8 protein-coding genes are annotated in these 13,741 nt (G+C 74.6%); all 8 read left to right on the top strand.

Going from position 1 to position 13,741, the window contains the following annotated elements; translation table 11 throughout:
* The first annotated feature begins 17 nt into the window (after window positions 1-17).
* The 8 genes from ACFVHV_RS18860 to ACFVHV_RS18825 are packed head-to-tail and all read left to right on the top strand — an operon-like array spanning window position 18 to window position 13,738.
* A complete protein-coding gene (locus tag ACFVHV_RS18860) occupies window positions 18-1,865 on the top strand; it encodes a phage tail sheath C-terminal domain-containing protein (RefSeq protein WP_359900804.1) in 1,848 nt (615 codons plus the stop codon).
* A gap of 7 nt (window positions 1,866-1,872) precedes the next feature.
* Window positions 1,873-2,397 (top strand): phage tail protein, encoded by a 525-nt coding sequence (locus ACFVHV_RS18855; protein ID WP_049649365.1) that lies wholly within the window; start codon window positions 1,873-1,875, stop codon window positions 2,395-2,397.
* Window positions 2,398-2,408: 11 nt separating this feature from the next.
* Window positions 2,409-3,140: a hypothetical protein gene (locus ACFVHV_RS18850; RefSeq protein WP_380352214.1), complete on the top strand. Its 732-nt coding sequence runs from the start codon at window positions 2,409-2,411 to the stop codon at window positions 3,138-3,140.
* The gene (locus tag ACFVHV_RS18845) at window positions 3,133-3,831 is read left to right on the top strand and encodes a hypothetical protein (protein ID WP_380352212.1); all 699 of its coding nucleotides are present in this window, start codon (window positions 3,133-3,135) and stop codon (window positions 3,829-3,831) included. Before ACFVHV_RS18850 ends, ACFVHV_RS18845 begins: the two co-directional genes overlap by 8 nt.
* 37 nt (window positions 3,832-3,868) lie before the next feature.
* Window positions 3,869-5,137: a DUF4255 domain-containing protein gene (locus ACFVHV_RS18840; RefSeq protein ID WP_380352210.1), complete on the top strand. Its 1,269-nt coding sequence runs from the start codon at window positions 3,869-3,871 to the stop codon at window positions 5,135-5,137.
* A gap of 20 nt (window positions 5,138-5,157) precedes the next feature.
* Window positions 5,158-7,137 (top strand): ATP-binding protein, encoded by a 1,980-nt coding sequence (locus ACFVHV_RS18835; RefSeq protein ID WP_380352209.1) that lies wholly within the window; start codon window positions 5,158-5,160, stop codon window positions 7,135-7,137.
* Window positions 7,128-7,508, top strand: coding sequence for a hypothetical protein (locus tag ACFVHV_RS18830; protein WP_359900789.1), 381 nt, complete (start codon window positions 7,128-7,130; stop codon window positions 7,506-7,508). Before ACFVHV_RS18835 ends, ACFVHV_RS18830 begins: the two co-directional genes overlap by 10 nt.
* Window positions 7,505-13,738: a DUF4157 domain-containing protein gene (locus ACFVHV_RS18825; RefSeq protein ID WP_380352207.1), complete on the top strand. Its 6,234-nt coding sequence runs from the start codon at window positions 7,505-7,507 to the stop codon at window positions 13,736-13,738. The genes ACFVHV_RS18830 and ACFVHV_RS18825 overlap by 4 nt, the downstream gene beginning before the upstream one ends.
* Window positions 13,739-13,741 lie beyond the last annotated feature (3 nt).

Below are 13,741 nucleotides of genomic sequence, written 5' to 3'. Positions count from 1 at the left end.
GTGAACGGAGGGGGAATTTGCCGACGACACCGACCTACCCGGGCGTCTACATCGAAGAGCTTCCCAGCGGCGTCCGTACCATCACCGCGGTGAGCACCTCGGTGACCGCCTTCGTCGGGGCCACCCGGCGCGGCCCGCTCGACCAGCCGGTCACCATCACCAGTTTCGCGGACTTCGAACGCCGTTTCGGCGGACTCGCGGATCAGAGCCCGGTCAGCTACGCCGTCCAGCAGTTCTTCCTCAACGGGGGCTCGGTCGGGGTCGTGGTCCGGGTCGCGGCGGCCGGCACCGGCGCCGCCGCGGGCGTCACGCTCAACTCGACGCAGTCCTCCACCGCCACCCCGGCCCTGGAGGTCACGGCCGTCGAGCCGGGACTCTGGGGCGGGGGGCTGCGGGTCGCCGTGGACTACCGGACGCCGACCCCGGCCGAGACCTTCAACCTCCAGGTCTTCGACACCTCCGGCGCCGTCCGGGAGTCCTTCGCGGACCTGTCGGTCCGGGCCGCCAGCCCCCGGTTCGCCGAGACGGTGGTGAACAGCGGCTCGACCGTCGTCCGGGTCAAGGTGCTCGCGGAGAGCCGGCCGGACCCGGTGGGCACCGTCTCCAAGCCCTTCGCGGCCACCCTGCCGGACCTCACCCACGAGATCCAGGTGAAGATCGCCGACGTCTCGCGGACCGTCAAGATCTACGACCCGGCCGCGGACGGCACCGCGCCGACCACCGTCCCCGAACTCGCCCTGCTGCTGGAGCGCAAGCTGCGGGCCCTGCCCGACGCCCCGGGCAAGCGGGCCTTCGCGGGCACCCGGGTGAGCGTGTTCGGGCGGCAGCTCCAGGTCGTCGCCGGCTCCACCGACCCGGCCGACGTGGTGCGCTTCCTCGGTGAGGCCGCCAACAACCTCGGGCTGGAGGGCTCGGTCAACCCGCCGGTCCTCGCCCTCGCCGGCGGCCAGGACGGAGCGGCCCCCGGCATGACCGACCTGATCGGCAGCGAGGCCGGCAAGACCGGCATCCAGGCCCTGCGCGACGTGCCGGACGTCAACCTGCTGGTGCTGCCGGAACTGGCGGGCTACGCCAGCGTGGACGACGCGGTCACGGTCGTCTCGGCCGCCCAGGCACTCTGCGCGGAGCAGCGGATGTTCCTGATCGTCGACTCGCCGCAGGCGTGGACGACTCTGGACGCCGCCCGGGCGGGCCTGTCCGCCTTCGACTCGGTGCGCAGCGACCACGCCGCGCTGTACTTCCCGCACCTGGAGCTGGTCGACCCGCTCACCGGCCGGCTGCGCAGCTTCCCGCCGTCGGGCACCATCGCCGGCGTGATGGCGCGCACCGACGGCCAGCGGGGCGTGTGGAAGGCGCCCGCGGGCACCGAGGCCGGACTGCCCGGGGTGCGCGCGCTGACCGTCCCGCTGACGGACCGGGAGAACGGCCTGCTGAACCCGCTCGCGGTGAACTGCCTGCGGACGTTCCCGGTGGTGGGCCCGGTGGCCTGGGGCGCGCGGACCATGGCGGGCGCCGACGCGCTCAGCTCGCAGTGGAAGTACGTCCCGGTGCGGCGCCTGGCGCTGATGCTGGAGGAGAGCCTCTACCGCGGCACCAAATGGGTCGTGTTCGAGCCCAACGACGAGCGGCTGTGGGCGCAGATCCGGCTGAACGTGGGCGCGTTCCTGCACTCGCTGTTCCAGCAGGGCGCGTTCCAGGGCACGTCGGCGCGCTCGGCCTATTTCGTCAAGTGCGACAAGGACACCACCACGCAGGACGACATCAATCGCGGTGTGGTGAACGTCGTGGTCGGATTCGCGCCCCTCAAGCCCGCGGAATTCGTGATCGTCAAGATCGAGCAGCTCGCCGGACAGTTCGAGGTTTAGGATCTCCATGGTCGAGTTCACCGTCAATCCGCACCGGTTCGATCCGTACAAGAATTTCAAGTTCCTGGTCGTCTGGGACGGTCGGGTCGTCGCCGGAATCAGCAAGATCAGCCCGCTCAAGCGCACCACCGAGGTGGTGAAGCACCGCAGCGGGGGCGATCCGAGCGCGCCGCGCAAGTCGCCGGGGCGCACCGACTTCGAGGCGGTCACCCTGGAGCGCGGGGTCACTCACGACCCGGAGTTCGACCGCTGGGCCAACAAGGTCTGGATGGTCGGCGCGGGCCGCGGGGCGGAGGTCTCGTTGCGGGACTTCCGCAAGGACCTGGTGATCCAGGTGCTCAACGAGGCCGGGCAGGTGGCGGTCGCCCACAAGCTGTACCGCGCCTGGCCGAGTGAGTACCAGGTGCTCGGCGAACTGGACGCCAACGCCAACGCGGTGGCGATCCAGAGCCTCAAGCTGGAAGTGGAGGGCTGGGAGCGGGACGAGGAGACGCCCGAACCGGAAGAGCCCTCGTTCCAGCAGCCGGCCTGAGCGGCCGACCGATGGAACTCGCAGGCGAGGCCGCCCTGTTGGCCGCCTGGGAGGCCGGGCTGGCGGCCGGCCGCACCGGGCGGGCCCTGCTGCTGCACGCCGTCGCCCGTCCGGGCGCCGGGGCGGAGGAGCTGCTGGCCGTTCCGCTCGGCCATCGGGACGCCGAACTGTACGGCCTGCGCGCCGAGTTGTTCGGCGAACGGCTCAATGTGCGGGTCAGCTGCCCGAGTTGCGCGGAGGAGATGGAGTTCGCCTTCGACTCCGGGGAGGTGGTCGGTGCCGCGCGGCCGGCGGACGGCCCGCTGCGGGTGGAGCTGGACGGCTGGCAGGTCGGCTTCCGGCTGCCCACCCCCGGCGATCTGGCCGCCGCCGAACAGGCCCCCGCGGACCGGGCCAGGGCCGTGGTGCTGGAGCGGTGCGTGCTGATCGCCGAGCACGGCGGGGAGCCGGTCGCCGCCCGGCAGCTCCCCGAACCGGTCCAGCGGCGCGTGGCCGAGGCCGCCGCCGCAGCCGACCCCTGCGCCGACGTCCGGCTGCACCTCGGCTGCCCCGAGTGCGGCGAGCAGGCCCTCGCCGAGCTGGACATCGCCTCCTACCTCTGGGAGGAGCTGGACGACTGGGCCCGGGCGACCCTGCTCCATGTCCACCTCCTGGCCACCGCCTACGGCTGGAGCGAGGCGGAGATCCTGGCGCTCAGCCCACTGCGGCGCCGCTACTACCTGGAGCTGTGTGCAGATGCCTGACCACTTCGACCGCCTGGTGGCGAAGGGCGGCCCGGGCGGGGACCGGACCGGGGTACGGGTGCGCCCGCGCCTGCCGGGGCCGTTCGAACGGCTCGACGCGCTCGCTCCGGCGCCGCCGGTCGTGGACGAGGAGTCGTTCGGGCCGCGCCGCTCGGGCGGACGACCCGTTCCCGTGCCACTCCCCCGGCCGCCGGCGGCACCGCCCGCGGCGCCGGTCGAAAGGGCGCTGCGGGCGGTGGTCGGTGAGGACAGGCCGGCTGTCGCACCCGTCCTTCCGCTGCCGCGCACGCCGCTGCTGATCGCGCCGCCGGTCACCCCCGGTGCCGCACCGGCCGTCGAGCCGGCGGCCCGCCGTACGGACGCCCGCCCGGCAGCCGTACCGACGCCCGTCACCGCACGGCACCTGGCGGCCGCCCCCGAGCCGCCGACCGCGGCACCGCCCGCACCGGCCCGGCCGGCCGCCGCACCGGCGTCCGTACGGCGGGCCGCCGGGGCAGCTGCTCCGGGCCAGGCGCACGGGACCGGGGCCCGACGCCGGCAGCGGCCGGTCGAGCGGGTGGTACAGGTCCGGATCGGGCGGGTCGAGGTCACGGCCGCCCGGAGCACCCCGGCCGGACCGCCCAAGCCGGCGGCCGCCCGCCCGGGCCCGGCCCTCGACCTGGACAAGTACCTCGACCGGGAGACCTCATGAGCGGGCGGGTGCGGCACATGACCGAGGGGACGGGCCCGTGAGCAACCACCTCGCGATCGCCACCGTGAGCGAGGCGCTGCGGCAGCTCATCACCCGAGCGCTCTCGCCCGACATCCCGTTCGCGGTCGAGGTCGGCGCCCGCAAGCCGCCGACCGAACCGCCCACCGACCCGACCATCACCGTCTTCCTCTACCAGGTCACGGCCAACGCCTCGCTGCGCAACCGCGACGCGCCCACCCGCGCGACGGACGGCACGGTGCTGGCCCGGCCGGCCGCCGCCCTGGACCTGCACTACCTGATCAGCTGTTACGGCGAGGAGTCCCAGCTGGTCGGCCAGCGGCTGCTCGGCTGCGTGGTCCGGGCACTGACCGAACAGCCGGTGCTGTCCCGGCAGTTGATCGAGGAGGCAGCCGCCCAGCCGTTCCTGGTGGGGACGGACCTGGCCGCCTCGCCGCAGCGGGTGCGCTTCACGCCCACGACGATGGACGTCGAGGAGCTGTCCAAGCTGTGGAGCACGCTGCTCCAGACGCCGTACGCGCTGTCCGTGACCTACCAGGCCGCCGCCGTCCTCGTGGAGGGCAGGGTCGATCCGGTGGCCGGCAAGCCGGTGCTGCGCCGTACCGTGCGGGCCGTGCCGTCCCGCGGGCCGGTCGTGGAGCGAGTGCTGTCCCGGCCCGCCGGGTCCCCCGGTGCTCCCGGGGAAGGGCCGGTGACCAAGGACCGGGAACTGGTGCTGGAGGGCACCGGCCTGCGCGCCGACCTGGTCGTGGCCCGGCTGGGCGAGCGGCGGGTGCCGGTCGACCCGGGCGGCGTCCGGGACGACCGGCTGGTGGTCGCCGTCCCGGAGGACCTGCCGCCCGGCGTGTACCAGGTGCAGGTGCTGCACGGACTGGCGCTGGACGGCAGGCCCGCCGCCGACCACCTCGCGCTGGAGTCCAACGCGCAGACCTTCGCCCGGCAGCCGCGGATCGACGGGCCGATCGGCACGGCGGACCGCGCCGACGGACCCTCCGGGGTCTCGGCCCGGCTGGACGTCCGGCTGGACCTGCCGCTCCGGGACGACCAGCAGGTCCTGCTGCTGCTGGACGAGTTGCACCCGCCCGCCGGGCGGCGCGGGGCGAGCCACCAGTTCCGCGCGCCCGCGCCGCCGCAACCGCGCACCGACCCGTACGAGGTCCGGGTGCCGGTCGTCGGCGTGCGCCCGACCGCGTACCTGACCCGAGTTCAGGTGGACGGCGTGCCCAGCGAATTGACGGTGTCGAGCGACGGATCGTTCAACGGTCCCGTCGTGGACCTGACGCACTGACCGCAGGACGGGGGACCCGGATGAGCACGCGTCGAAGGCAGGGCCGCGACGGCCCGGCGGACGAGCCGCACCGGCAGGCGCTGTCGGCCGCGGTCGCCGCCGTGCTCGACCGCGTCGACGCGCACGCGGCCGGCCGCGACGCGGGTGACCCCGCGTCGTCCGACCAGCCCACCGGCCGCCGGGGCGGACGGCGCCAGCCCACCACCGCCCTGGACGCGCTCAGCGCCTCCTTCGGGCTCACCCCCTTCGAGCGCGACGTCCTCGTGCTGGCCGCCGCGCCCGTGATCGACCCCACCGCCGCCGCCCGGTGCGCCGCGGCCGGCGGCGACCCCGGGCGCGCCCACCCGACCTACTCGCTCGCCCTCGCCGCCCTGGACCAGCCGCACTGGAGCGCCCTCACCCCGGTCGGCCCGCTGCGCCGCTTCCGGCTGGTCGAGCTGGACGACGAGACCGCGCTCACCACCTCCCGGCTGCGGATCGACGAGCGGGTGCTGCACTTCCTGGTCGGCGTGCCGTACCTGGATGTGCGGCTGCACGGCCTGCTCACCCGGGTCGGGCCGCCCGGCGAGCTGCCCGAGCCCCACGAGCGGTGCGCGGCCGAGCTGGCCCTGGGGTGGACCGCGGCCGGGCTGACCGGCCCGCCGCACACCGAACTGACCGGCGCCGACCGCCGCACCCGCTGGGAGATAGCGGCGGCGGCGGCCCACCGCGCCGGGCTCGGCCTCTTCGCCGCGCACCGCGAGGACCTGCCCACCGAGCCCGCCGAGCGCGAGCAGCTCGCCCGGCTGTGGCAGCGGGAGGCGATCCTGATCCCGGCCGCGCTCCTGGTGGAGGGCGGCGAGCCGGGCCGGCAGCACCCGCGGTCCCCGAACGGCACGGAGGCCTTCCTCGCGAGCCTGGCGGTGCCGCTGGTCGTCTCCGGCGACGAGCTCCCGGCGGAGGGGGCCCCGGACCGGGCCAGGCTGGCCGTACCCGCGCTCGGCCCCGAGGAGCAGCTGGCGATCTGGGCCGCGGAACTGGACGGTGCGCCGGGGGTCACCGAGGGCGGAATCCGCGCGCTGGCCGCGCAGTTCTCGCTGCCCGGCCATGTGATCCGCGCGGCCGCGGCGACGGCGCGGCGGGCGGCCGAGGACGGCCGGGACGTCGGCCCGCTGGCCTGGCACGCCGGTCTGACGGAGGCCCGGATGTCCCTGGAGGAGCTGGGCCGGCGGGTCGAGCCGCGGGCCGGCTGGGAGGACCTGGTGCTGGAGGAGCGCCAGCGCTCGATCCTGCGCGAGATCGTCGCCCACGTCCGCCGGCGCGGCACGGTCTACCAGGAGTGGGGCTTCGAGTCGGTGCTGCGCCGCGGCCTCGGCGTCACCGCGCTGTTCGCCGGCGGGTCGGGCACCGGGAAGACGCTGGCGGCCGAGGTCGTCGCCGGGCAGCTCGGCGTGGACCTGTTCGTCATCGACCTCTCGCAGGTCGTCAGCAAGTACATCGGCGAGACCGAGAAGAACCTCCGACGGGTCTTCGACGCGGCCGAACGCGGCGGCGCACTGCTGCTGTTCGACGAGGCCGACGCGCTGTTCGGCAAGCGCAGCGAGATCAAGGACAGCCACGACCGCTACGCCAACCTGGAGGTCAGCTACCTGCTGATGCGGATGGAGGCCTACCGGGGCCTGGCCGTGCTCACCACCAACATGAAGAAGGCGCTGGACCCGGCGTTCATGCGGCGGATCAGGTTCGTGGTCGACTTCCCGTTCCCCGGGGTGCCGGAGCGCGCCGAGATCTGGCGCCGGGTCATCCCCGAGGAGACCCCCAGCCAGGGCCTCGACCCGGAGCGGCTCGCCCAGCTCACCGTGGCCGGCGGCTCCATCCGCAACATCGCGCTGTCCGCCGCCTTCCTGGCCGCCGACGAGGACTGTCCGATGCAGATGCGGCACCTGCTGGCCGCCGCTCGCACCGAGTACCTGAAGCTGGAGCGCTCGCTGACGCCCTCGGAGGTCGGCGGATGGATCTGACCGAGGGGGCTGCGACGGGGAGGGACGGCGCCGGGCGGAACGGGGCCGAGCCCGGTGGCGCCGAACGGGCCGAGCCCGGGCACGGGGGCGCCGGGCGGATCGAGGTCGAGATCGGCGAGCTGGTCCTCGACGGCTTCGCGCACGTCGACCACGACCGGCTGACGGCGGCGTTCCGGAGCGAACTGACCCGTCTGGTCGAGGCGCGCGGCGTGCCGCTCGCGGTCGGCGGCGACCGCACGCTGGACCTGCTCTCCGGGCTGCCGCCGCTCCCGGCCGGCGCCTCACCGCAGCGGCTCGGCGAGGCGCTCGCCCGCGCCGTGCACGCCGGGCTGTCCGGCGGTGGCCGGCCGCCGGGACGGGGGCGGACATGACTCGACCCGCCCTCGCGACCAAGGACTCCGCACCGGACACCGAGCGGGGCGCGGCCCGGCGCAGGACCCGGGCGCCGAAGGCCCGTACGCCCGAGCCCAAGGAGATCGTCTCCGGCGCCGGCCAGCCGCTCGACCCGGGCGTGCGCCGGGAGCTGGAGGCGCGGCTCGGGCACGACCTCAGCCGGGTCCGGGTGCACACCGACCGGGACTCCGCCGCGCTGACCGAGCTGATCGGCGCGGACGCCGTCGCCGTCGGCCCGGACCTCTTCTTCGGCGAGGGCAAGTACCGGCCCGCCGCCGAGGACGGCCGGCGGCTGCTCACCCACGAGCTGCTGCACACCGTCCAGGTCCCGAACCCGCTCGGCGCGCTGCGGGCCGGCCGCGACCTGGGCGCGGTCAGCCTGCCGCAGGACGCGATCGAGCGGGAGGCGGAGCACGGCGCGCGCGACGACCGGCCGACGGCGGCGACGCCGGGTGCCACGCCGGGGTGGCTGCGCTACGCGACCGTCGACGCCGACCGGTTCCGCGCCGAGCGGCTCGACCCGGCCACCCTGGTCGACCGGCTGGCGGCCGGCATCCTGCGCTCACTGCGCGGCGACCCGACCGACTCCGCCGGCCGGGTCCGCTGGCAACTCGCGCGCTTCGCCCCCGAGTTGCAGGCCTCCGTGCTGGAGCGCCTGGAGATCCGGCTGCCCTCCTCGGACTACACCCGGGTACTGGAGCTGGTCGAGGCCGCCGAGCACCGCCCGGCCGACCCGGACGGCGCGCAGACGCCCGAACCGGTCACCGATGCCGCCGACCGGACCACCGACGACCGCGAGCGGACCGACCGGAAGGACCGCGGCGAGCAGGACCGGCAGCGGCAACTCGACGAGGAGGCACGGCAGCCGGACGGCCCGAAGGGGCGGCGCGGGCGCCGCAAGGGTCACGGTGACGCGGAACGCCCGGAGGAGCGGGGCGAGCAGCAGGACGAACGGCGGGACGAAGAGCAGGCGCCACCCCCGGAGGCCGAGGCCGCGCAGCCGCGGGCCGATCAGGCCCAGCCTCCTGGGCAGGCGCAGCCGTCGACCGTCGAGGCGGCCCCGGACGCGGGCCCGGAGCAGTCGCCCGCGCCGGCCGAGGAGGCCGCCGCCCAGCCCGTGGCCGCCGTCGTACCGGACTCTCCCGAAGCCGGGCAGCCGGACCCCGCCGCCCAGCCCTCGGCCGGTACGAAGCCGCAGGACCCCGCCGCCCGTCCGCTGCCGCAGCCCGCGCCGGTCAAGCCCGAGCGCCTGGACGCGGTCGCCCGGGCCGAGGACGGTCCACTGGCTCGGCACGGGCTGCTGGCGGGAGACCACGAGAAGGCCGAAACCCCGGACGAGGAACGGCCGTTGGGCATGGAACCCGACGCGGAGTCCGAGGTCCAGGACGGACCGGGCAAGGAGCAGGACCGGCAGCCGGCGTCAGCCGACGCCGGGCCGGAGATCTCGCCCGAGGACTTCCTGCCCTCATCCGACCTCGACATGTCGGCCGTCCCGACAGCCGATCGGATCAGCCTGTCACCGGACGGCACTCCGGCCGGGAACGCCGAGGCCCCGGAGTTCCCGGAACCGCCCGCGACCAAGGCCGACCAGGTGCAGGCCGAGCGGGACGCCCGGCCGGAGGAGGACGCGGAGCCTGCGGCGGCACCGCCGGAGCAGGCGCAGCCCGGGGCGGCACCGCCGGCCGCCCCCGAACCGGCCCCCGCCCCCGAGGCCGAGGACCGCAGCGCCCGCGACCTCCAGCCGGAACAGCCGGTCGAGCAGGAGATCGGCCCCGAAGCCACCGCGAACCCGGCCGCCCCGGCGCCGGCCGCCGCCGAGCCCGCCCCGGTGGAACCGCAGCGGCCCGACACCCCCGCCGAGCAGGCGCGCGAGGCCGGACCGGCCCCCGAACCGGCCGGCTCGCCCGAGCCGGGCGGCGCGGAGCGCACGGCCGCGCCCACCGCGGCAGGGCCGGTCGGCGGGGACGGCCCGGGCGGTGACGGCGCCGGTCCGGACACCGGCGGGCCCGAAGCGGCACCCGGCGCGGACTCTCCCGGGACCGCCGCCGAGACCGCCCCCGGTCCGGCGGCCGAGCAGGCCGAGGCGCCCGCCGGACTCGCCGGCCGGCCCGCCCCGGACGCCTCCCTGGAGTCCGGCGGCGGCGCCTGCGCGGGCCCGCAGCAGCCCACCACCGAGGCGGAACCGGACGGTGCCGGAGCCGGTGGCTGCGCAGCGGGGGGCGGCGCGGCGGGCGCCCCGGCCCAGCAGGAGCAGAAGCCCGTCCCGCCCGACGTCTCCGGCCAGGACCCGCAGAGCGCGCTCGCCACCGCCGCGAGCCTGCCGCCCGATCGGATGGCCACCACCCTGGACGGCGTGGACGGTTCGGTGGACCGTACGGTCGGCGAGCAGCGGGCCCGGCTGCAGGCCGCCCCGCCGACCGTCCGGCGCCCGTCCGGAGCCCCGCAGACCCGGTCCGGCACGCCCGAGGCCGCGCCGCCCGCCGAGGCGGTGACGGAGCGGCTGGAGCGGGTCGGCCCGCCGGGCGCGGACGGCGAGCAGCAGCGGGCCGAGGAGAAGAAGGTCGAGGGCCGCAATCCCGGCGACCGGGTCGCCCCGCCGCACGTCGCCGACGACCCGGGCAACCAGGTCTCGCCGCAGGAGGTCCAGCAGGCCCAGGTCGCGGTCGACGGCGTGCCCTCGTCCGACCCGGCGCTGAACACCACCGTCGGCCCGGCGCCCAAGGTCGAGCTGACCGGGGAGAGCGACCCGGCGCGCACCGACCGGCAGGCCACGAAGCTCAAGGAGAGCTCGACCAGGATCCTCGGCGTCGGCCGGGAGGACGCCGCCAAGCCGATGGGCGAGGACCGGATCTACCCGGACGTGCCGAAGGAGACCCTCACCGCCTCCGTCCCCGGGGGCGGCCGCGGGCGCGGGGGCGCCGGTGCGCGCGGCGCGACCGACACCAAGCCGGGCATCGGCATCGTCACCCAGCAGGAACGCGGCCCGCAGATCCAGGCCGCGGTCGGCCAGGGGCAGGGTCGACTGGGCTCCGCCCAGGCCGAGCGGAAGCAGGGCGAGGCCGAGGCGCGGCGGCAGAACCAGGCCGAGACCGACCAGGCGGTGGCCGACAACGCCGAGGCCCAGGCCGGCGAGCGGGGCGAGGCCGCGGAGAGGGTCCGGGCCGAGCGCGAGCAGTGGCGCACCGAGCAGGACCGGAAGGTCTCCACCGCGGACCAGGACTCCGCCTCGGAGCACCAGGACAGGACCGAACAGATCGGCAGGAAGCGCACCGAGGCCGACAAGGACGTCCAGGACCGTCAGCAGCAGGACAACCAGAAGATCCAGGACAAGCGGAAGGAGGCCGAGGAGAAGGCCCAGAAGGAGAAGGACCGCAAGAAGGAGGAGTCCGAGGGCTGGTGGGGCTGGGTCAAGTCCAAGGTCAAGGCGGCCTTCGACGCGCTGGTCGAGGCGGTCACCAAGGTCTTCGACTTCTTCCGCGGCCTGATCAACGACATCATCGACGGCTTCCGGAAGTTCGCGAACTGGGCGATCGACCAGGCGCGGAAGTTCGCCGTCGACCTGATCGACAAGCTCGCGGACGCGCTGATCAGGATCTGCGACGTGCTGCTGGCGGCCTTCCCCGAACTGCGGGACAGGTTCCGCAAGAAGATCGAGGAGTGGCGCGACAAGGCCGTCGCCAAGGTCAACGAGTGGGCGGACAAGCTCAAGAACGCCGTCAACAAGCTGCTCGACCTGCTGGCGGCCGGGCTGAACGCGCTGATCAACGCGTTGGAGGCGGGACTCAAGGCCGCGATCGAGGCGGTCCGCAAGACCGTCATGGACGCCATCGACTTCGTGCAGAAGGCGATCGCGGTCTTCGGCGAGTTCGCGGTCCTGATCGGCGACATCGCCTCCGACCCGGGCGGCTGGCTGAAGAAACTCGGCAGCGCCGCGATCGACGGCATCCAGCACTACCTGTGGGGTGCGATCAAGAGCGCGGTCAAGCAGTGGTTCAACGAGAAGGTCGAGTCGGTGGTCGGCCTGACCTCCACCATCGTCAACGTGCTGGTCAAGGGCTGCATCTCGATGGCCCAGATCGGGCGGATGGCCTGGCAGGCGATCGTCGCCTCGCTGCCCGGGATGATCGTCTCGATCGTGATCGAGAAGCTGGTGTCGCTGATCGTGCCGGCGGCGGGCGCGATCATGGCGATCATCCAGGGGCTGGTGGCGGCGTGGAACACCATCAGCAAGATCGTCGCCGCGATCGGGAAGTTCGTCACCTTCCTCAAGGCGGTCAAGTCCGGTTCGGCCGCGTGCCTGTTCGCCGACGCGGTCGCGGCGGGCGTGGTCGCGCTGCTGGACTTCATCTCCAACTTCCTGCTCAGCAAGCTCAAGGGGGCCGGCAAGGCGGTCGGGACCAAGCTCAAGGGGATCGCGCAGAAGATCCTCAAGGGCCTGGCGAGGGCCGGCCGGGGCGGCCGCAAGACGGCCGGCCGGGCCGTCAACAAGGCCCGGGCGGGCCTGCGCCGGGCCACCCGGTCCCTGCGCGAGCGGCCCTCCCCCGGCCGCACCCGCCCCGCGCGAACGGGCCCCGCCCGGCAGACCGTCCGCCACGCGGAGCACCACCCGTCGACCACCTCCGGACGCCCCCGCCGCGAGGTCGCCCGCCCGAGGCCCGCCTCCCGCCGCCACCCCGTCTCCCCCGTCGGCCGTGCCCTCAACGCCTCCCGCCAGACCGTCAAGGCCGCCCTCAACCGGGTGCGGACGGCCGCCCGCACCCTCGGCCGCAAGCTCCTCAACAGCAAGTTGGGCCGCGCCCTCACCAACGGCGCGCACAGGCTCCGCGACGCCTACCGCAAGCAGCGCGACCGCCTGGGTGCCTGGCAGCGGAAGCGCCAGCAGCAACGCGCCCAGCGCCGAGCCCACGAGAACTCGCCGCAGGCGAAGCAGAACCGCCTCGACCTGATCGCCGCCCGCATCCGGCCACGGATCCAGCGCCTGCTCCACCGAGGCGTCCGGGGCCCGGTGCTGCGGGCGCTGCTCGCCGCGATGCGCACGTGGTACCGGCTGTCGAGCCTGGGCATCGAGGGCGACAGGAACTTCGCCGTCACGGCCACCCTCAATCCGCAGGTGAAGCTCACCGACGCGCTCACCCTGGACGAACGGGACCTGCTGGCGATGCTCGACGAGCTGTCCGCCGAGATCCTGGACCACTCCCGGACCGTCAGCGGTGCGAATCGGATCCACCGGAAGGACGACGATTCCGCGGCGGACCAACGGCGGTTCGGAGTCCCGCAGGGAGTCGGCTTCGCCTCCATGGCCCGGTTCATGAACCATCAGGGCCCGAGCATGGCGGGCTTCGAGTACACGAACGAGAGCGCACACGACGTGTTCGAGTTCGAGGACGGGCCCGACCGGACCCCGGCCGCCGTCACGCACACCGTGCTGCGCGAGACCAACAAGATGCGGAACGCCCAGCAGAAGCGGATCGCGGCCGGTGCCGACAAGGAGGAGCAGGAGAGCCTCCGGGCGGTCGAGAGCGCCCAGCGCCTCCAGCGGGCCGTGATCAAGCGGCAGCACGAGAACGGCCAGGCCGAGGAGCATCTGCGCTACCGGGGCCGCAAGAACCGTGCCGGCACGTTCAAGGAGGGCATCGCCGAACGGATCCTCAACGACCCCGACCACAACCGCGAGGTGGTCGAGGGGGTCCGGACGATGGCCGCCGGCGGCCGGGTCGACGGCCAGGTGGGGCGCGACGCCGCCTTCCTCGGCAGCCTGATCATGGGCAAGGAGGTCCACCGGAACGAGCGGTCGATCATCCACTCGGGGATGCTGCTGCAGATGGCCGCCGAGGGCAGCCGGGTCTCCGGGGTCGCCCCGACCGCCGACCCGAAGACCAGCCTCCCCGGCCTGCGGGTCCACCGAGGCGAGGCGATGCCCGTCGCCGAGGCACTGAAGTACCTCCCGATGGAGGGGGGAGGTGCCATGGAGCAGGCCAGGACGCTCGACCGGCAGCGCGCGAAGGAGCGTGAATCGGGTGCGGACACGAGCGAGAAGGCCTTCAACGGAAAGAACGTCCAGGGGCTGGCCAACCGTGAAATCCTGGTGATCCAGATGTGGATCAAGTCCCTTGACATCAAGACCGAGAAAGGAAGCGAGATCACCACTCTCGAACAACTCAAGGGCCGGATCCGCGAAAAGCTTTTCCACCTGTACGGACTGAAGTAGCTC

This window comes from Kitasatospora sp. NPDC127116 (assembly GCF_042677365.1).
Taxonomy (GTDB): Bacteria; Actinomycetota; Actinomycetes; order Streptomycetales; family Streptomycetaceae; genus Kitasatospora; species Kitasatospora lactacystinica.
The sequence above is the reverse complement of the archived record's forward strand: the minus strand, read 5'-3'. Positions and strand labels throughout refer to the sequence as shown.